This window comes from Pseudomonas purpurea (assembly GCF_039908635.1).
Taxonomy (GTDB): Bacteria; Pseudomonadota; Gammaproteobacteria; order Pseudomonadales; family Pseudomonadaceae; genus Aquipseudomonas; species Aquipseudomonas purpurea.
Genome location: NZ_CP150918.1, coordinates 4,899,544 through 4,919,670, shown reverse-complemented (window position 1 = coordinate 4,919,670; position 20,127 = coordinate 4,899,544). Strand labels below are relative to the sequence as shown.

The window sequence follows — 20,127 nt, the reverse complement described above, 5'->3', positions numbered from 1 at the left end:
CTTCAGATTTTCTTGTAGGGTTTCAGAGCTGGAGGATCAGGGTTTTCAGTGGTGGCTGTTGATCCATCGACGGGAAGTCACGGCCCGGGGTCAGCACGGCGCAGTCCCGCACCGGACGCCCGGCTTTCTCGGCGCAGCGCAGGACTTGCTCGCGCCAGTCGTCGAGGCTGACTTTCGCCAGGTTGTTGCAGCAGATCAGTACGCCGTTGTCGGCAGTGGCCAGCAGTGCCGGTTTGAGCAGGCTTTGGTAATCGCGCAACAGGTCGACGGTGCCGAACGCGCTTTTTGCCCACGCGGGTGGATCGAGCAGGACCAGGTCGTATTGGCGCTGTTCCAGGCGTGGATAACTCGGCAGTTTCTGCCCTCGACGCTGGGTGATCGGCAAGCCGGCGAGTTGGCGAATGGCCGGGAAGTAGTCCGATTGCACGAACTGCATGGTCGGCAACTGGGGGTTGAGCAGGCCGTTTTCACGACCCACGGCCAGGTTGCCTTCGGCAAAGTCCAGGTTGCAGACCTCGCGGGCACCGCCAGCAGCGGCACTGAGGCCCACGCCGCAGGTGTAGGCAAACAGGTTCAGCACGCTTTTGCCGGCGCTGTGGTCCTTGACCCAGCCGCGAGCGTTTCGCAGGTCCAGGAACAACAGCGGATCTTGCCCGGCGTGGCGGCCACGGACCCGGTAGTTCAGGCCCCATTCGTGGCCAACCATGTCTGCCAGTGCGGCCTCGTCGGCGCGGTAAACCGTGTCTTCGCGATCAATGCGCGAGTTACCCCGCGAGCGGTCGTTGTAGACCAGCAGGGTATCGAGGTCGAGGTGCTGGTTGATGGTCGCGTGCAGCGCGAGCAAGTCATCGCGTTCCAGCGATTGGTGAAAGCTCTGGACCAGCAACTGCGGGCCGTAACGGTCGACGGTCAGGCCACCGGCGCCTTCCTGGCTGCCATGGAACAGTCGATAGCAGTCGGTGCCTTGCTGGTGCAGCTCGGCGAGCAGGTCTTGGCGATGATCGAGGGCGGCGCGCAGCGCCTGATTCAAGGAAGACATGGACGCGCCTTGCTGGGGAATTTGGCGCGAGAGTTTAACAGCATTGTGATCGATGGTTCCCCTGTGGCGAGGGAGCTTGCTCCCGCTCGGGCGCGTAGCGGCCGTAAAGTCTTCGACCGGGCTCTGTCTGAAAGGATTTGGGGGAAGGATTTGGGAGTGCTTTGCACTCCAGCGGGAGCAAGCTCCCTCGCCACAGGGTAAGTGTTTGGCGATGATCCAGCGTTCGATCGCCAAGGTCACACATTCAGCTGGATATCCCCATCCGCCGTTTGGCACGCTGCACCGAACCATTGCGCACCGCCCAGCGCAGCATCGGGGCACTGCGATTGACGCTGGCGCGGATCAGTTGGCGATGCAACGGATTCTGGCGGACACCCAGCATGTCACTGGCCCAGTCGGGCAGCAGGTCGATGCCGGCTTGCATCATCAGCCCGCCGAAAGGTTTGGCCAGGCGACTGGGGGACGGTGCGGCGAGGAGCAATCGCAGCACCTCGCGGCTGCGCTCATCGCAGAGCAGTTGCGGGCGAATTCGCTCAAGGTACGCGGCGACTTCGCGTCGTGAGCGCGGAACATCGCGAGCGCCCAGCCGCTCGGCGACCAGGGCGATTTCGGCGTAGTACCGGTCCTGATCGGCCAGTGAAAGGTCCGGGTTGCGGTAGCGCACATGGGCGGTGAGGAAGCTGCTGACTTCCGCCACATGCACCCAGGTCAGCAGGTCGGGATCGCTGGCAGCGTAGGGGCGGCCGTCGGGCGCGGTGCCAACGACTTGCAGGTGAATGGTGCGCACTTTGTCGATCAGCCATTCGGCGTCCTGGCGTGAGCCGAAGGTCGTGCCCGAGATGAACTGCCCGGTGCGGCGCAGTCGCCCGAGCATGTCTTCACGAAAGTTGGAGTGGTCCCAGACCCCGGCCAGTGCCAATGGGTGCAAGGCTTGCAACATCAATGCGCTGATGCCGCCAATGAGCATGCTGCTGAAGTCACCGTGGACCTGCCAACTGACCGAGTCCGGGCCGAACAGACCCGGGTCGCCCTTGGGGTTTTCCAGGTCGAGTTTGCCCAGCGACAGACCGCTCAGGCTCATGATCTGGGTTTCGATGCGCGTACGGATGAATTCCATGGCAACTCGCTGCAACAGCATTAAGGAGGGCGCGGCATGGGCCGCGCCGGTTCAACGGTTCAGGCGCTTGTCGATCAGCCCTTCGACCACGCTCGGGTCGGCCAGGGTCGAGGTGTCGCCGAGGCTATCGAGCTCATTGCAGGCAATCTTGCGCAGGATCCGTCGCATGATCTTGCCCGAACGGGTTTTCGGCAAGGCCGGCGCCCATTGAATCAGGTCGGGCTTGGCGAAACTGCCGATTTCCTGGCTGACGTGGGCCAGCAGTTCTTTTTTCAACGCTTCGCCAGGCTCGATGCCGTTCATGGGCGTGACAAAGGCGTAGATCCCCTGGCCCTTGAGGTCGTGGGGGTAACCGACTACGGCGGCTTCGGCGATGTTGTCATGCAACACCAGCGCGCTTTCGACTTCGGCGGTGCCGATGCGGTGGCCCGAGACGTTGATCACGTCATCGATACGCCCGGTGATCCAGTAATCGCCGTCTTCATCGCGGCGTGCGCCGTCACCGGTGAAGTAATAGCCGGGATAAGGTTTGAAATAGGTGTCGAGCATGCGCTGCGGATCGCCGTAGACGCTGCGGATCTGCGCCGGCCAGCTGGACTTGATCGCCAACACGCCACTGCCGGCACCGCTGATTTCCTTGCCTTGCTCATCGAGCAGCACCGGTTGCACGCCGAACATGGGCTGGGTGGCGCAACCGGGTTTGATCCGCTGGGCGCTGACCAGCGGGCTGAGCATGATGCCGCCGGTTTCGGTCTGCCACCAGGTGTCGACAATCGGGCAGCGTTGCTCGCCCACGGCGTTGAAATACCAGTCCCAGGCTTCCGGGTTGATCGGCTCACCGACACTGCCCAACAACCGCAGGCTTGCCCGTGAAGTGCCTTGCAAGGGACCCGGTCCTTCACGCATCAAGGCGCGCAGGGCGGTGGGCGCGGTGTAGAAAATGTTGACCTTGTGCTTGTCGATCACCTGCCAGAAGCGCGAGCTGTCGGGGTAGCTCGGTACGCCTTCGAAAATCAGCGTGGTCGCACCGTTGGCCAGTGGGCCGTAGACGATGTAGCTGTGGCCGGTGACCCAGCCGACGTCGGCGGTGCACCAGAAGACTTCGCCGTCGCGGTAGTCGAACACGTATTTGAAGGTCATCGCCGCTTGCAGCAGGTAGCCGCCGGTGGTGTGCAGCACGCCTTTGGGTTTGCCGGTGCTGCCGGAGGTGTAGAGGATAAACAGCGGGTCTTCGGCGTTCATCGGTTCCGGTGGGCACTCGTCGCTGACGTCACGCAAGGCCTGGTGATACCAAAGGTCACGGCCCTCGACCCAATTCACGTCGCCCTGGGTGTGCTCGACCACCACGACCGTGTTGACGTTCGGGCAACTGAGCAGGGCCTTGTCGACGTTGCGTTTGAGGGGCACATATTTACCGCCTCGCACGCCTTCATCGGCGGTGATCACGGTGTGGCAATCGGCATCCAGGATGCGGTCGCGCAGCGAGTCCGGGGAGAATCCGCCAAACACCACGGAGTGCACGGCGCCAATGCGCGAGCAGGCGAGCATGGCGTAGGCCGCTTCGGGGATCATCGGCATGTAGATGCACACTCGGTCGCCTTTTTTCACGCCACGGCTTTTCAGCACGTTGGCCAGGCGGCAGACGTAGTGATGGAGTTTTTGGTAAGTGATGTGTATCGATTCGGCCGAATCGTCGCCCTCCCAGAGGATTGCGACGTGCTCGCCGCGCTGGGCGAGGTGGCGGTCGATGCAGTTGTAGCTGACGTTTAGCTGGCCACCAGCAAACCATTGGGCAGCGCCGGTGTGGATGTCGGTTCGCTGGACGGTTTGCCAGGGCGTCGACCAGTCGAGGAAGCGTTTGGCTTGTTCGGCCCAGAAAGCATCGGGTTGCTCGATGGATTGTCGGTAGAGGCGCTGATAGTCGTCCTGACTCAGTTGCGCAGCCCGGCGGACGGCATCGGCGTTGGGGAACGTGCTGATATCGAACATGACGGTTCCTTATTCTTGTTTTGCGACAAGTGATAAAGATGCGCCGAGTGACTATCGGGTTCAAGTCGTACAGGGGACCAATGTGGGAGCGAGCAAGCCCGCTCCCACAGGGTCTGTGCAGACCTGTGGGAGCGAGGATCAGATCACCCGCGGTGACGACCGCGGAAGTAGTTGATCAGGCCCTGAGTGGAAGCATCGTCAGCCGGGGTTTCTTCGGTGCCGGTCAGGCGGTTGTAGACGCCTTTGCCCAGTTCCTTGCCCAGCTCCACGCCCCATTGGTCGAAGGCGTTGATGCCCCAGATCACGCTTTGCACGAAGACCTTGTGCTCGTACATCGCCACCAGTGCGCCGAGACGACGGGGGCTGATGCGTTCGACCACCAAGGTGTTGCTCGGGCGGTTGCCCGGAATCACCTTGTGCGGTGCGATTTTTTGCACTTCGGCTTCGGGCAGGCCTTTGTCACGCAGCTCGGCTTCGGCTTCGGCGCGGGTTTTACCGAGCATCAGCGCCTGGCTTTGCGACAGGCAGTTGGCGTACAGCCACTGATGGTGGTCGGCAACCGGGTTGAAGCTGACGATCGGCACGATGAAGTCGGCCGGAATCAGTTGGGTGCCTTGGTGCAGCAACTGGTGATAGGCATGCTGACCGTTGCAACCGACGCCGCCCCAGATGACCGGGCCGGTGTCAGTGGACACCGGCGTGCCGTCCTGGCGCACGCTCTTGCCGTTGGATTCCATGTCCAACTGTTGCAAGTGCTTGGTGATGTTGCGCAGGTAGTGGTCGTACGGCAGGATCGCGTGGCTTTGCGAACCCCAGAAGTTGCCGTACCAGACACCCAGCAGCGCCAGCAGCACCGGCATGTTCTGTTCGAACGGCGCGCTCTGGAAGTGCTGGTCCATGGTGTAGGCGCCGGACAGCAGTTCCTTGAAGTTGGACATGCCGATGGCCAGGGCAATCGGCAAACCGATGGCCGACCACAGCGAGTAACGCCCGCCGACCCAGTCCCACATCGGGAAGATGTTTTCTTCACGAATCCCGAAGGCCACGGCCGCCGCGTTGTTGCTCGATACGGCGATGAAGTGGCGATACAGCTCGGCCTCGGAACCGCCCTGCGCCAGATACCAGGCGCGTGCGGCCTGGGCATTCTTCAGGGTTTCGAGGGTGTTGAAGGATTTCGACGAGACGATGAACAGCGTGGTTTCGGCGCGAATCTTTGCCGAGAGTTCGTGGAACTCACTGCCGTCGATGTTCGCCAGGTAATGGCAGCGCACGCCTTTCTGGGCGTAGGACAGCAGCGCTTCGGAGACCAGCTCCGGGCCGAGGAACGAGCCACCGATGCCGATGTTCACCACGTCGGTGATCGGTTTTTCGGTGTAACCACGCCACAAGCCGTCGTGAATACGGCCGACCAGTTCAGTGATCTGGTTCAGCACCTTGTGGACTTCGGGCATCACGTTGACGCCGTTGACCGACAGCTTATCGCCTACCGGGCGGCGCAGGGCGGTGTGCAGTGCCGGGCGGCCTTCGGAGGAGTTGACGATTTCGCCGCTGAACAAGGCCTTGATTGCGTCTTGCAGGCCGACTTCTTTCGCCAGGCCCACCAGCAGATCGCGGGTTTCGCTGTTGATCAGGTTCTTCGAATAATCGAGAAACAGTCCGCAACTGCTCAGGCTGAATTGATTGAAGCGTTGCGGGTCGGCATTGAACGCTTCGCGCATGCTGAAATCCTGCATGGCCTGGCGGTGGTCATTCAACGCTTGCCAGGCAGGCAGAGCGGTAACGTCTTGAGGAGTGCGGTAGTACGCCATCGCTGCGGGTTTCCTTTTACTTGAACTGCCTTTAGGACACTGAAAAGCCCGGAATGTCCTGTGCACTGACAGGTGAAATCCGGTCGAACTGCGTGAGCACGATTAAATAGCGCAGGGCGATTACAGTAAACCTCGCGTATTGATCTGTCTTGGCTTTGTCTGACCTTGTGCCGGTACTTTTTTATACCGGCGCATCAGGTGTGTGCAACAGGCGGGCTTTGAGTGCGAAAGAATAGACGGTCGGTCAGGCGACCTGGACCGGGATGGCATTGCTGGTGTGGCTCAATTCGTTGCCTGGTGCCATGTAGAGCATGCGCGGCTTGAAGTTGAGCAGTTCGGCTTCGCTGTAATGGGCGTAGGCGCAAATGATCACTCGGTCACCGACCTTGGCCTTGTGGGCGGCAGCGCCGTTGACCGAAATCATGCGCGAGCCTTCTTCGCCACGGATCGCGTAGGTGGTGAAGCGTTCGCCGTTGTCGACGTTGTAGATCTGGATCTGCTCGTATTCACGGATCCCGGACAGGTCCAGCCACTCGCCGTCGATGGCGCAAGAGCCTTCATAGTCGAGCACAGCGTGGGTAACTTCGGCGCGATGCAGCTTGGCCTTGAGCATGATGGCGTGCATGAGTGATTTCCTGGTCAGATCCGAACGGCGGGCAGTTTGCCCGAAGCCTTTGAGACCGGCAATACGGGTTAAGGCCTGGAATTCAATCTAATAAGCAACACAGCCCCCCTGTGGGAGCGAGCTTGCTCGCGATAGCGGTCTGGCAGTCAACATCTTGTTGAGCGTTAAACCGTCATCGCGAGCAAGCTCGCTCCCACATTGGCTTGCGGTGTTCAGGCGTGGGCGTCGAGGTTCAGGTGCAGGTTGTCGATCAACCGCGTGGTGCCCAGGAATGCGGCCACCAGAATCACCAGATCACGATCTTCAGCCGTCGCCGGACGCAAGGTCAGGGCGTGGCGGATTTCCAGGTAGTCAGGACGCAAACCGGCGGTTTGTAATTGCTCGACCTGCCGCGCCAGCAGCGCCGGGTAATCCCGTTCGCCCTGTTTGATCGCCTCGGCGATTTCGCTCAGTGTGCGGTACACCACCGGGGCGGTTGCACGCTGTTCTTCACTGAGGAAGCCATTGCGCGACGACAGCGCCAGGCCATCGGCGGCACGAACGGTCGGCTCGCCGATGATCTGGATCGGCATGTTCAGGTCGTGAACCAGTGCGCGAATGACCGCCAGTTGCTGGAAGTCTTTCTGCCCGAAGATAGCCAGGTCTGGCTGGACCATGTTGAACAGCTTGCTGACCACCGTCGCCACGCCTTCGAAATGCCCGGGGCGGCTGGCGCCACACAGGCCTTCAGACAGCTGCGGGACGCTGACGCGGGTTTGGCCGGCCATGCCGTCGGGGTACATTTCTTCGACCGTCGGCGCGAACAGCAGGTGACAGCCAGCTTGCAGGAGTTTTTCCTGGTCGGCGGCGAGCGTGCGCGGGTACTTGTCGAGGTCTTCGCCAGCCCCGAATTGCAGCGGATTGACGAAAATGCTCGCGACCACGAAGTCCACCCGTTGGGTGGCTTTGGTCACCAGAGCGACATGGCCACTGTGCAGGTTGCCCATGGTCGGCACGAAGCCGATGCGCTTGCCTTCGCTGCGGGCGCGGGCAACGGCGGCACGCAGTTCGCGTACGGTCTTGACGGTGTTCATGCAGAGAATCCGTGTTCGGCGCCCGGGAAGGTCGCGGCTTTGACTTCACTGACGTAAGCGCTCAGGGCGGCATGAATGCTGTCTTTGCCGGCCATGAAGTTTTTCACGAACTTCGGTGAACGACCGGTCAGGGACAGGCCGAGCATGTCGTGCAACACCAGGACCTGGCCATCGGTTGCGTTGCCGGCGCCGATGCCGATCACCGGGATCTTCACCGCTTGGGTGATTTCGTGGGCCAGCTCGCTCGGCACGCATTCAAGCAGCAGCATGGCCGCGCCGGCCCTGTTCCAGGGAGATCGCGTCGGCACGCATCTGCCGTGCCTGGTTCTCGTTGCGGCCCTGGACTTTATAACCGCCCAGAATGTTCACCGACTGTGGTGTCAGACCCATGTGCGCGCACACCGGGATGCCACGTTCGGCCAGCAGGCGAATCGAGTCCGCCAGCCACAAGGCACCTTCAACCTTGACCATGTGTGCGCCGGCCTGCATCAACAGGGCACTGTTGTGCATGGCTTGTTCGGTGGTGGCGTAGGCCATGAACGGCAGGTCCGCGAGGATCAGCGCGTCAGTGTTACCGCGCTTGACTGCCGCAACGTGGTAGGCCATTTCGGCCGTGGTGACCGGCAGGGTGCTGTCGTGACCTTGCAGCACCATGCCCAGGGAATCGCCGATCAACAGCACTTCGACACCGGCCTGGTTACAGGCGTGGGCGAACGTCGCGTCGTAGCAGGTCAGCATGGTGATTTTTTCACCTTTCTGCTTGAGGCTTTGCAACGTGGTCAAGGTAATAGCTGGCATGAAAAAAGGTCCTCGTTCAGGCGCTTTGGAAACTACTGCGAGTAACGCGCGTGATTCATCAATTTACTCAGGCGCACGCTCTGTTGTCGTGCTTATAAGGCCTGGATTGCGCCCTTCAGCGCCGGGTTGGCGGCAGCGGGACGCCTATAGTCGTGAGGAGAACTCGGGAAGTCAATTGGATGTGTTACCGCCATGTTACGCCTGCGGTGTTACCGGGGTAACTGAGGCGATTCAGCAGGCACTGGCTCGCGGGAATCTTCTGTTTGGCACAAAACCAATGTGGGAGCGAGCAAGCCCGCTTCCCACAGGGGGATTTGCGTCAGTTCTGGGCGATGCGTTCCAACCCGACAAACGGGCACGCCGCCAGCAATTCGCTGAGCGCACGGCCATCCGCCAACCGCAGATCCGCAGGCGCCAGTTCGGCCAACGGATAGAGCACAAAGGCTCGTTCTTGCATGTGGTAGTGAGGCACTTTGAGGCGTGGCTCGTCGATCAGCCGATCACCGAACAGTAGGATATCCAGGTCGAGCGTGCGCGGACCCCAGCGTTCGTGACGCTCGCGCCCCTGGTCGATTTCGATGGCTTGCAGCGCATCGAGCAGTTCCAGGGGGGCGAGTTGGCTGTCGAGGGCGGCCACCGCGTTGGTGTAACGCGGTTGGCCCGGTAGCAGGGAATCGCTTTGATAGAAGGCGGAGACGCCCGCCAGCCGGGTGTGCAGCAACTGCGCCAGCGCTTCAATGGCGCTGCGCAGTTGTTGCTCCGGGGCAGCAAGGTTGCTGCCCAGGCCAATGTAGATCCGTTCCATCGGCTTACTCGCCCGACTCGCCCGAACGTTTACGCTTGGCCCCGCCGCTGCGACGACGCTTGCGGGGTGCGCCGCTGGCGCCATCGTCCTTGCTGCTGAGGTCGCGGATCATGTCGCGACGTTCGCTGTCGTTGGCGTCTTGATAGTCGGTCCACCATTCGCCCAGGCCATTGGTCTGTTCGCCCGCGCTTTCGCGCAGCAGCAGGAAGTCGTAACCGGCACGGAAGCGCGGGTTGTCCAGCAACAGGTCGGCGCGTTTGCCGCTGCGCCGTGGCAGGCGTTCCTGCATGTCCCAGATTTCGCGGATCGGCATCGTGAAGCGCTTTGGAATCGCGATCCGCTGGCACTGTTCGGCGATCAACTCGTGCGCTGCTTCCTGCATCGCCGGAATCGGCGGCATGCCACGGTCCTGCAAGCGCAGTACGCGAGCCGGCAGGGCAGGCCAGAGCAGGGCGGCAAACAGGAACGCCGGTGTGACCGGTTTGTTCTGCTTGATGCGCAGGTCGGTGTTGATCAGCGCTTCGCTGATGAGCGTGTGGGTGTAGGTCGGGTTGTGTTCCAGGGCATCGGCACTGGCCGGGAACAACGGGTCGAACAGTTGCAGGTCGACCAGCATCTCGAAGGTGTCGGCGGCGTGCCCGGACAGGAACAACTTCAGGACTTCTTCGAACAGACGTGCCGAAGGGATCTCGCGCAGCATCGGCGCCAGGTCGCGGATCGGTGCGGCGGTGTGCTTTTCGATACCGAAATTCAACTTGGCGGCAAAACGCACGGCCCGCAGCATCCGTACCGGGTCTTCCTGGTAGCGCTGGGTCGGGTCACCGATCAGGCGAATCAGGTGATTGCGAATATCGTGTACGCCGTTGGCGTAGTCGAGGATGCGCTCGCTGATCGGGTCGTAATACAGGGCGTTGATGGTGAAGTCGCGGCGTTGCGCGTCTTCTTCCAGGGTGCCGTAAACGTTGTCACGCAGAATGCGTCCGCTTTCGTTACGCGAGGACTGGTTGCTGTCTTCCTCTTCGTCGTTTTGCGGGTGATTGGCGCGGAACGTTGCGACTTCGATGATTTCGCGACCGAAGTGGATGTGCACCAGTTTGAACCGACGACCGATGATTCGCGCATTGCGAAACTCTGCCCGCACCTGTTCGGGTGTGGCACTGGTGGCGACGTCGAAATCCTTGGGCGTGATGTTGAGCAACATGTCACGAACGCAGCCACCGACCAGGTAAGCCTGGTAACCGGCGTTCTGCAGGCGTTCGACAATGTTGACCGCGTAACGGCTGAATTGGGCCTTTTGCAGCGAGTGTTGACCGCTGTTGAGCACTTCAGGCGTGCTGCGAATGTGTTGCGTACGACGCAGGGGAGAACGGAATGACTGGAACAGCTTCTTCAGCATGGGATGCACTGTTTGAAGGAATGTTCGGCCATAACGAAGAATGACCGCATGATGGGCCGGGATTCTAGCATTTAGTCGGGGGATGGTGTAGGACGCAGCTGATATGAGCTGCAAGCTGCATGCTAGAGGTGTGGAACAGGGGGGATTGTGGAATGCCGGAAACTACAAGGGGAGCCGAAGCTCCCCCAGAAGTAGTTGCGTGCTCTATTTTTATTATGGTTTTCGGGCTTCTTGTTTTTGTTGAACGCCCTCGTCATGAAGTTTTTCCTTCATGACCCTCCCAATCGGGAGCCAAGAGCAAACGGATTGCTTTGGTCGCTGTGTTGCAGTGATCTTTCGATCCAACCAGTTCAGGCTCTGTCTTAGGACAGTTTTTGTTGTTCTCGGCCTGGTCGTGGGGCAAGCCCCAAATACAACGCCTCTCCAAAAGAATCAGTTAGCTGCGCCTCTCGCCGTCTTGTTTTTATTGTGCGTGAGTCGATTCGTCTTATTTTTATTGTCTTGTGCATTGCTTGTTATTGTTCTTGTACTAAACATATAGCAGGTGCCGTGCCAACTTTTGTGAGGCCTAGTAAAACAAGGGGTTAGGTGCGTGTCCGAGCTTTTCGAGGGCGAAAAAAAGCCGGGGCTTCGTTACCGTAAGCCCCGGCTTTTGTTACGTGAAAACAATGAGGTAACAGTTTTTTCACAAAGTCACGTGTTACCCGCACGCTGTACAGGTAACGTTCAGCTCTCGCTGATGACCCCGGTCTTGCGTCGTGGGATGCCCAGGCGTTGGCGGCGTTCCCACAGGCATTTGCGGCTGACCCCGAGTTTGCGGGCCAGTTCGGTTTCGGTCATGTGGTCCTGGTGTTCGAGGACGAAGTGCTGGAAGTAGTCCTCCAGTGACAGGTCCTCGGTCGGCTCGTGGCTGGTGTTACCGGTGCTGCCCTGTTGTGGTGCCAAGCCGATGAAATCGTCATCTTCCAGGTCACTGAGTTCGATATCGATGCCCAGCAGCTCGGCCGAGATTTCCGGGCTTTCGCACAGGATCACGGCGCGCTCGACGGCGTTCTCCAGTTCGCGCACGTTGCCTGGCCAGGAGTAGTGACGAATCGCCTGCTCGGCATCAGCGGCGAATTTCAGGTCCGTGCGATTGACCCGCGCGCTTTGGCGAGCGAGGAACGCATTGGCGATTTCATTGACGTCCGCACCACGCTCACGCAATGCCGGCAGTTTCAGCGCAATCACGTGAAGGCGGTAAAACAAGTCTTCACGGAACTGGCCAATCTTGGACAGGCTCTTGAGGTCACGGTGGGTGGCCGCGATCAGGCGTACGTCGACCTTCTGCGATTGCACCGAACCCACACGGCGGATTTCACCTTCCTGCAACACGCGCAGCAGGCGCGCCTGGGCTTCGAGTGGCAATTCGCCGATTTCATCGAGGAACAGGGTGCCGCCGTCCGCCGCTTCTACCAACCCCGCACGTCCGGCGCTGGCGCCGGTGAAGGCGCCTTTTTCGTGGCCGAACAGTTCGGACTCGATCAGGCTTTCCGGGATGGCTGCGCAGTTCACCGAAATCATCGGGGCCTTGGCGCGTCTGGACAGGTTGTGCAGGGCGCGGGCGACCAGTTCTTTACCGGTGCCGGACTCGCCCTGGATCAGGACATTGGAATCTGTCGGCGCGACCTTGCGGATCTTGCTGTACAGGTCCTGCATGGGCGGGCAGGAGCCGATGATGCCGATTTCACCGTTGCTGTTGTCGACGCCCGGTTTTGCCGAACCGTTGGTGGCCTTGCCGACCACAGGTTCTGCGCCGGTGCTCTGTGCCGACTGGCGATCACGCAGGATTCGCGCGACGGCCTGGAGCATTTCGTCGTGATCGAAAGGCTTGGCGATGTAGTCCACCGCGCCCATCTTCATCGAGTCGACCGCCGAGCGCAGGCTGGCGTAGCTGGTCATGATCAACACCGGCTTGCCCTGGCCCAGTTTGATCAGTTCAGTGCCCGGTGCGCCGGGAAGGCGCAGGTCACTGACAATCAGGTCGAACGTGGGAATGCTGAAGCGTTCTTGTGCTTCCTGCACTGAACCGGCTTCGCTCACCTGGTACTGGTTACGTTCCAGCAGGCGGCGCAAGGCGGAGCGGATAATTGTTTCGTCTTCGACGATCAAAATGTGCGGCATTGATTCGATTCTCTCGACGGTCTCAGTTCACAGCGGACGTCGCTTCGACATGACGCGGTAAGGTCACCCGGATACGGGTGCCGCGTTGGCTTTGTGTGTCAGCCGGGCTGTCGATGGTGATTTGTCCATAATGCTCTTCAACGATGGAATAGACCAGTGCAAGGCCCAGACCGGTGCCTTCACCCGGATCCTTGGTGGTGAAGAAGGGTTCGAACAATCGATCCATGATGTTCGACGGGATGCCGCTGCCTTCGTCTTCGACGATCAGATCGACCGTGTGTTCGCCGGCTTCACTCTTGACCCGGACCGCGCTGCCGGCCGGCGAGGCGTCGCGGGCGTTGGACAGCAGGTTGATGAGCACCTGGGCGAGCCGTTGCGGGTCGCCGTCGACCCAGTGATCGGGGTCGCACAGGTTGAAAAACTGCACTTCGAAATTGCGTCGGTTCAGCGCCAGCAGGCCAATGGCGTCCTGCGCCACTTCAGCCAGGCAGACTGGCTCGTCATTGTGTTGATGGCTGCCGGCGTGGGCGAAGCTCATCAGCGACTGAACGATGCGGGACACGCGCTTGGTCTGTTCGAGTATCTGCCCGCTGATCTCGGTCAGCTCGGCATCCTCTTCGCGTTCTTCGCGCAGGTTTTGCGCCAGGCAGGCGATACCGGTGATCGGGTTGCCGATCTCGTGCGCCACGCCAGCCGCCAGTCGACCGATGCTCGCCAGGCGCTCGGAGTGCACCAGTTTGTCTTCGAGCATCTGGGTTTCGGTGAGGTCTTCGACCAGCAACACCAGGCCGCTGTTACCGGGCGCGAGCGGTTCGTCGATGGCTGCTTTGTGCAGGTTCAGCCAGCGGGTCTGGCCGTCGAGGGCCAGATGCTGTTTGTGCAAATGCTCGTCGGGCAGGTTGATGAAGCCTTGCAGCAAGTCTTTCCACGGCTCGCCCAGGGTACCCAGTCGCGAACCGACCACGCGTTGCGCGGCGATGCCGGTGAGTTCCTCCATGGCTTTGTTCCACATGAGGATTTCCTGGTCCTTGGCCAGCGAGCAGACGCCCATCGGCAGTTCCTGCAAGGTTTGCCGGTGGTAACGGCGCAGGGCGTCGAGTTCAGCCGCCAGGCCGGTGAGGCGCGAGTGGTAATCCTCGAGACGGCTTTCGATGAAGTGGATGTCTTCGGTGACGTAGTTCTCGCCACCGGCCTTGTACGGCAGGAAAGTTTCGACCATGTCCTGGGCGACGCTCGGCCCCATGAGGCCGGACAGGTTGGCTTCGATGCGGTCGCGCAAGCGGCGCAAGGCATACGGGCGGCGCTCGTCGAACGGCAGATAAAGGTCGCGCAGCGCCTGTTCGACTTCCTTTTGTGCGGCTTTGGCGCCCAAGGGTTTGGCCAGTTGGGTGGCGAATTCTTGTGGCGAGGCAGCGTGCAGCTCGCGGCGTTGCGGGCGGCGCACGTTGTCTACCGCGCAGGCCTCGGCAGCGCTGGTTTCTTCACTGCTGGCGTTGGTGAACAACGAGATCAGGGTGAACATCAGCACGTTCGCTGCGAGCGAGGCGATGGCTGCCATGTGCCAACTGGTGTCGTCGAGCACGTAGATCATGTTCAACAACGGGATATAGAAGCCCTGCAGGTTGCCGACCAGCGGCAACAGCATGGTCACGATCCACACCAGAATCCCTGCCAGCAAACCGGCGATGAAGCCGCGACGGTTGGCGGTCGGCCAGTACAGTACCGACAGCACGCCGGGCAGGAACTGCAAGGTCGCGACGAACGCGACGATGCCGAGGTTGGCCAGGTCCTGTTCGGCGCCCAGCAGCAGATAGAAACCATAACCGGCCATGATGATCGCGACGATCAGCGCGCGGCGGGTCCACTTCAGCCAGCGGTAGATGTTGCCTTCGGCGGGTGGCTGATACAGCGGCAACACCAGGTGGTTCAGGGCCATCCCGGACAACGCCAGGGTGGTGACGATGATCAGGCCGCTGGCGGCCGATAACCCGCCGACATAGGCCAGCAACGCCAAGGCCTTGTTGTTGGCGGCGATGCCGATGCCAAGGGTGAAGTATTCCGGGTTGGTGGTAGCGCCCAGTTTCAGGCCGGCCCAGAGAATCAGTGGCACTGCCAGGCTCATCAGCAGCAGGAACAACGGCAGGCCCCAGCTCGCACTGACCAGCGAGCGCGGGTTGAGATTTTCGGTGAACGTCATGTGGTACATGTGCGGCATGACGATGGCCGAGGCGAAGAACACCAGCAGCAGCGTGCGCCACGGGCCTTCTTGCAGCGGTGTGTGCAGGGCGGCCAGGGCGGTCTGGTTTTGCAGCAGCCAGAGTTCCAGCTGTTGCGGGCCGTCGAAGACGCCGTACAAGGCATACAGGCCGACGCCGCCGATGGCGATCAGCTTGATCACCGATTCAAAGGCTATCGCGAACACCAGGCCTTCGTGTTTCTCACGGGTCGCGATGTGCCGCGAGCCGAAGAAGATCGTGAACAGGGTGATCAGTGCACAGAAACTCAGGGCGACCCGATGCTGCACCGGTTCGCGGGTCAGGATGCCGATGGAGTCCGCCACCGCCTGAATCTGCAACGCCAGCAGTGGCAGCACGCCGATCAGCATGAAAATCGTGGTCAGCGCACCAGCCCAGGTGCTGCGGAACCGGAAGGCGAACAGGTCAGCCAGGGATGACAGCTGATAGGTGCGGGTGATCTTCAAGATCGGGTACAGCAGCACCGGCGCCAGCAGAAAGGCGCCAGACACCCCGAGGTAACTCGACAGAAACCCGTAGCCGTACTGATAGGCCCAGGCCGACCGTGCCGTAGAACGCCCAGGCGCTGGCGTAGACACCCAGCGACAAGGTGTAGGTCAGCGGGTGGCGAATGATCGCCCGCGGAATCATTCCGCGTTCGCTGATCCAGGCGACGCCGAACAGCACCGCAAGGTACGCGGCGCTGATCAGGATCATCTGGGTCAGGCTAAAGCTCATCGGCATCTTTTTGGCTCTGCAGGATGAAGGTCACGACGATCAGGATCAGCCACAGCAGATACGGGCGATACCAGGCGCCAGTGGCGTCGATCCACCAGTCCATGATGGCGGGGGAGAACAGATAGATCCCCACTACCAGGAGCAGGACCAAGCGATAGATGTACATCCCGGCCTCTCTTTATTGTGTGTGCCCGAAAACGTGCGGCGATGGTAACGGATGGGCGCCAAGCTGCAAGTGGCGTCAGCGTATTTGCGCTTCGGGTAGCGTCAGTGTGCGCGGGATCAGCGCGGCGTCCCAGTGCTGGATGCCCCAGTTCAGCACTTCCTTGGGGCTCGCGTCGCAGAGTTCATGAACCGGATTGTGCCCCAGCGCACGCAGGGCGCGCAGCAACAGCGGGGTGGCCTGGTCTTCGGTCAGCGGCGGCGAGCGGTAGGACTTGCCGAGTTTGTTGCCGTCCGGTTGGGTGATCAGCGGCAAGTGCAGGTAACGCGGTTGCGGCAGGCCCAGCAGTTCTTGCAGGTACAACTGGCGCGGGGTGGAGTCGAGCAGGTCGGCGCCCCGCACGATATCGGTGATGCCTTGCCAGGCGTCATCGAGCACCACGGCCAGTTGATAGGCGTAGAGCCCGTCGCGGCGGCGAATCACGAAGTCGCCGACGTCACGGCCCAGGTGCTGGCGGTACTCACCCTGCACGCGGTCCTGAAAGTGGTATTCCAGTTCCGGAACCCGCAGGCGAATGGCGGCGTTTTCCTGAGCATGCCCGGCGTTGCGGCACAGCCCAGGGTAAATCCCCTGATAGGGTTCCAGCTGTTTGCGCGAGCAGGTACAGGCGTACGCCAGGCCGTGGTTGAACAGTTGATTCAGCACGTGCGCGTAGGCGTCGTGACGTTCGCTTTGGCGGACCATCTCGCCGTCCCATTCAAAGCCGTAGCTTTCCAGGGCCTTGAGGATCGCGACCTGTGCACCGGGTTCTTCCCGAGGCGGGTCGAGGTCTTCCATGCGCAGCAGCCAGCGGCCACCGACCGAGCGGGCGTCAAGGTACGAAGCCAGGGCGGCGACCAGTGAACCGAAGTGCAGGTGCCCACTGGGGGTAGGGGCGAAGCGCCCGATATAGGCGGGGGATTTAATGGCAGTCATGGGCGCGATGTTAGTTGAAAGAACAAAACAGTCAGAAACAAAAACGGAGCGTTCGCACGCTCCGTTCTTTGTTCAAATCGGCGGTTACTTGCCGACTTGCTTTTCCTTGATTTCAGCAAGGGTCTTGCAGTCGACGCACATGTCGGCGGTCGGGCGGGCTTCGAGACGGCGGATGCCGATTTCAACGCCACACGACTCGCACCAACCGTATTCTTCGTCTTCGATCAGTTGCAGGGTCTTGTCGATTTTCTTGATCAGCTTGCGCTCGCGGTCGCGGGCACGCAGTTCGAGGCTGAACTCTTCTTCCTGACTGGCACGGTCGGCCGGGTCGGGGAAGTTGGCCGCTTCGTCTTTCATGTGATCAACAGTGCGATCGACTTCCTGCATCAAGTCCTGTTTCCACTTGTTCAGGATCTTGGTGAAGTGTTTGCGCATGGGCTCGCCCATGTACTCCTCACCCTTCTTCTCGATGTAGGGTTCGAAGCCGCTAATCAGTTGGCTGCTCTGTTGCTTTGCTTGGGTGGGCATGAAATGGACCGCCTCTACTCTTGTAATCCATTGCGCAGGATTGCTCCATCACCGACACCTGCCGGCCCTGCGGCTGCAAGCGGGCGAACTTACCAGATCAAATCAGAGCGCGCTACTCCCGGTTGTCGAGGCCGCGGCCTGTATGGCTTGCAAAAGATTGCAAAGCCTTGAGTGGTGCACTGGAGGTCTGCTCAATTATTGATTTTAGTCAAACTTGGGCCACGCGCCGAACTCATTGTGCGAGCCTTCTGAAGGCTCGGACTGCTTTAGGCTCTCGCTCGTTCCACGGCTTGGGTAGAATCGAATTTTTTCCCCGTTGAAGGAAGGCTAATGGCTCAGTCCTACAGTGCGCGCAGCCGCGCAATCGAACCTTTCCATGTCATGGCGCTGCTGGCGCGTGCCAACGAGCTGCAAGCGGCCGGCCACGACGTGATCCACCTGGAAATCGGCGAGCCGGACTTCACCACTGCCGAGCCGATCATCAAGGCCGGGCAGGCGGCGCTGACGGCGGGGAAAACCCGTTACACCGCCGCGCGCGGCATTCCCGAGTTGCGTGAGGCCATTTCGGGCTTTTATCAGCAGCGTTACGGGTTGAACATCGACCCGCAACGCATCCTGATCACGCCGGGCGGTTCCGGGGCGTTGCTGCTGGCCAGCGCCTTGCTGGTCGACCCCGGCAAACACTGGTTGCTGGCCGATCCGGGTTACCCGTGCAACCGGCACTTCCTGCGGCTGGTGGAAGGTGCCGCGCAACTGGTGCCGGTGGGACCGGAGGTGCGCTACCAACTGACCCCGGGGCCTGGTCGAGCGCTATTGGGACCACGACAGCGTTGGCGCGCTGGTGGCGTCGCCCGCCAACCCGACCGGGACCATCCTGACCCGCGATGAGCTGGCCGGTTTGTCAGCCGCGATCAAGGCGCGCAACGGTCATTTGGTGGTGGATGAGATCTATCACGGCCTGACTTACGGCACCGATGCCGCGAGCGTGCTGGAAGTCGACGACAGTGCGTTTGTGCTCAACAGCTTCTCCAAGTACTTCGGCATGACCGGTTGGCGCCTCGGCTGGCTGGTGGCGCCATCGGCAGCGGTGGGCGAGCTGGAAAAACTCGCGCAGAACCTCTACATCAGTGCACCGAGCATGGCCCAGCACGCGGCGCTGGCCTGTTTTGAACCCGGTACCCTGAGCATTCTCGAAGAGCGCCGCGCCGAGTTTGGCCGTCGACGCGATTTCCTGCTGCCGGCCCTGCGCGAACTGGGTTTTGGTATCGCCGTGGAGCCCGAAGGGGCGTTTTATCTGTACGCCGACATCAGTGCCTTCGGCGGTGACGCGTTTGCCTTCTGCCGCCACTTCCTTGAAACCGAACACGTTGCCTTCACTCCAGGGCTGGATTTTGGCCGCTATCAGGCCGGTCACCATGTGCGATTCGCCTACACTCAAAGCCTGCCGCGCTTGCAGGAAGCGGTGGAACGCATTGCCCGTGGCCTGCGGAGTTGGCAAGGCTGATGCACTTCAATCCTCCCCTCGAAGAAGGTCGGCTGATCCGCCGTTACAAGCGCTTTCTCGCTGATATCGAAACCATTGGCGGCGAGTTGCTGACCATTCACTGCCCCAACACCGGGTCGATGTTCAACTGCATGGTCGAAGGCGGACAGGTTTGGTTCAGCCGTTCCAACGATCCCAAGCGCAAATTGCCCGGCACCTGGGAAATCAGCGAGACCCCGCAAGGGCGGTTGGCCTGCGTGAACACGGCGCGGGCCAATGGCTTGATCGAGGAAGCATTGCGCGCCGGGTTGATCACCGAACTCAACGGTTTTACCGGGCTCAAGCGTGAAGTCCCGTATGGCCAGGAAAACAGCCGCATCGACTTTCGCCTCGATTACCCGGACGGCCCGGCTTTTGTCGAAGTCAAAAGTGTCACGCTGGGGTTTGACGCTACAAACGTCGCCGCGTTTCCGGACGCGGTGACTCAGCGCGGTGCCAAGCATTTGCGCGAGTTGGCGTGCCTGGCACGGGACGGTGTCCGTGCGGTGCAGTTGTATTGCGTCAACCTCACGGGCATCGACGCTGTGCGCCCGGCCGAGGAGATAGATCCGGGTTACGCGGCCGCGCTGCGTGAAGCGAAGGCGGCCGGGGTCGAGGTGCTGGCGTACGGTGTGAGCCTGACTTCGCAAGAGGTCCGGGTCGACCGGCGACTGGACGTGGTGCTCAACCCTTAAGGTTGCACCCAGATGCCCTGGTGGTCTTCGCGGCTCGTCAGGGCGTTGAGGAACTGCCCGGCGCAAGGGCCGGCGACGCATTCGCCGCTTTCGATCAGAAACAGCGCGCCGTGGGTGGCGCACTGGATCAGGCTGGCGCTGGGGTCCAGGAACTGGTCGGGCTGCCATTCCAGCCCCACACCGCGATGCGGGCAGCGATTTACATAGACGTAGACCTGGCCTTCGCGGCGTACGGCAAACAACTTCTGGCCGTCGATCTCGAAACCGCGGCTGCTGGCATCGACCAGCTCGGCGCTGGTGCAGAGAAACTTCATGACTATCCTCAGGTGCCGCAGGCTAAGGCCGGCGGCGGTTGTGCACGTGAGCAAATGTGTCCGTGCTTGACGTGCAAATGCTAACAATTATCAAATGGCCGCTTCGCCCGTGGTGAAGCCGTGCTGACGACGCTTCGATTCCACG

The 20,127-nt window shown here is 61.1% G+C and carries 14 protein-coding genes and 3 pseudogenes; 2 read left to right on the top strand and 15 right to left on the bottom strand.

Features of this window, described 5'->3' with window-relative positions; genetic code table 11:
• Positions 1–22 precede the first annotated feature (22 nt).
• The 14 genes and pseudogenes from AABM54_RS22040 to dksA all read right to left on the bottom strand — a co-directional run bounded on the left by AABM54_RS22040 (position 23) and on the right by dksA (position 17,451).
• Positions 23–1,039: a class I SAM-dependent methyltransferase gene (locus AABM54_RS22040; RefSeq protein WP_347902066.1), complete on the bottom strand. Its 1,017-nt coding sequence runs from the start codon at positions 1,037–1,039 to the stop codon at positions 23–25.
• A 244-nt stretch (positions 1,040–1,283) separates the two neighbouring features.
• Positions 1,284–2,156 (bottom strand): oxygenase MpaB family protein, encoded by an 873-nt coding sequence (locus tag AABM54_RS22035; RefSeq protein WP_347902065.1) that lies wholly within the window; start codon positions 2,154–2,156, stop codon positions 1,284–1,286.
• A gap of 51 nt (positions 2,157–2,207) precedes the next feature.
• Positions 2,208–4,145, bottom strand: a complete 1,938-nt coding sequence (gene acs, locus AABM54_RS22030) for an acetate--CoA ligase (protein ID WP_347902064.1) — start codon at positions 4,143–4,145, stop codon at positions 2,208–2,210.
• 143 nt (positions 4,146–4,288) lie between these two features.
• Entirely contained in the window at positions 4,289–5,953 is a 1,665-nt protein-coding gene (gene pgi, locus AABM54_RS22025; protein ID WP_347902063.1) for a glucose-6-phosphate isomerase, read from the bottom strand.
• Positions 5,954–6,197: 244 nt separating this feature from the next.
• Positions 6,198–6,578: an aspartate 1-decarboxylase gene (gene panD, locus AABM54_RS22020; RefSeq protein ID WP_003228271.1), complete on the bottom strand. Its 381-nt coding sequence runs from the start codon at positions 6,576–6,578 to the stop codon at positions 6,198–6,200.
• A 212-nt stretch (positions 6,579–6,790) separates the two neighbouring features.
• Positions 6,791–7,651 carry a pantoate--beta-alanine ligase gene (gene panC, locus AABM54_RS22015; RefSeq protein ID WP_347902062.1) on the bottom strand — a complete coding sequence of 287 codons (861 nt, stop codon included), beginning with the start codon at positions 7,649–7,651 and terminating at the stop codon, positions 6,791–6,793.
• A pseudogene (gene panB / locus AABM54_RS22010) lies at positions 7,648–8,449 on the bottom strand (3-methyl-2-oxobutanoate hydroxymethyltransferase). Before panB ends, panC begins: the two are co-directional and overlap by 4 nt.
• A 319-nt stretch (positions 8,450–8,768) precedes the next feature.
• Entirely contained in the window at positions 8,769–9,254 is a 486-nt protein-coding gene (gene folK / locus AABM54_RS22005; RefSeq protein WP_347902061.1) for a 2-amino-4-hydroxy-6-hydroxymethyldihydropteridine diphosphokinase, read from the bottom strand.
• 4 nt (positions 9,255–9,258) lie between these two features.
• Positions 9,259–10,650 (bottom strand): polynucleotide adenylyltransferase PcnB, encoded by a 1,392-nt coding sequence (locus tag AABM54_RS22000; protein ID WP_347902060.1) that lies wholly within the window; start codon positions 10,648–10,650, stop codon positions 9,259–9,261.
• A 726-nt stretch (positions 10,651–11,376) separates the two neighbouring features.
• A complete protein-coding gene (locus tag AABM54_RS21995) occupies positions 11,377–12,813 on the bottom strand; it encodes a sigma-54 dependent transcriptional regulator (protein WP_347902059.1) in 1,437 nt (478 codons plus the stop codon).
• 22 nt (positions 12,814–12,835) lie between these two features.
• Positions 12,836–15,791, bottom strand: a pseudogene (locus tag AABM54_RS21990) (ATP-binding protein).
• Positions 15,775–15,951, bottom strand: coding sequence for a hypothetical protein (locus tag AABM54_RS21985; RefSeq protein WP_003176118.1), 177 nt, complete (start codon positions 15,949–15,951; stop codon positions 15,775–15,777). Before AABM54_RS21985 ends, AABM54_RS21990 begins: the two are co-directional and overlap by 17 nt.
• 75 nt (positions 15,952–16,026) lie before the next feature.
• Positions 16,027–16,923 carry a tRNA glutamyl-Q(34) synthetase GluQRS gene (gene gluQRS, locus AABM54_RS21980; protein WP_347902058.1) on the bottom strand — a complete coding sequence of 299 codons (897 nt, stop codon included), beginning with the start codon at positions 16,921–16,923 and terminating at the stop codon, positions 16,027–16,029.
• Positions 16,924–17,007: 84 nt separating this feature from the next.
• Positions 17,008–17,451: an RNA polymerase-binding protein DksA gene (gene dksA, locus AABM54_RS21975; RefSeq protein WP_347902057.1), complete on the bottom strand. Its 444-nt coding sequence runs from the start codon at positions 17,449–17,451 to the stop codon at positions 17,008–17,010.
• A 330-nt stretch (positions 17,452–17,781) separates the two neighbouring features.
• Here dksA and AABM54_RS21970 point away from each other — a divergent pair.
• Positions 17,782–18,955, top strand: a pseudogene (locus tag AABM54_RS21970) (pyridoxal phosphate-dependent aminotransferase).
• The gene (gene sfsA / locus AABM54_RS21965; protein ID WP_347902056.1) at positions 18,955–19,668 is read left to right on the top strand and encodes a DNA/RNA nuclease SfsA; all 714 of its coding nucleotides are present in this window, start codon (positions 18,955–18,957) and stop codon (positions 19,666–19,668) included. The pseudogene AABM54_RS21970 and the gene sfsA overlap by 1 nt, the downstream one beginning before the upstream one ends.
• On the opposite strand, the gene AABM54_RS21960 is transcribed toward sfsA, so the two are convergent.
• Positions 19,665–19,982 (bottom strand): Rieske 2Fe-2S domain-containing protein, encoded by a 318-nt coding sequence (locus AABM54_RS21960; RefSeq protein WP_347902055.1) that lies wholly within the window; start codon positions 19,980–19,982, stop codon positions 19,665–19,667. The genes sfsA and AABM54_RS21960 overlap by 4 nt on opposite strands.
• Between the last annotated feature and the right edge of the window lie 145 nt (positions 19,983–20,127).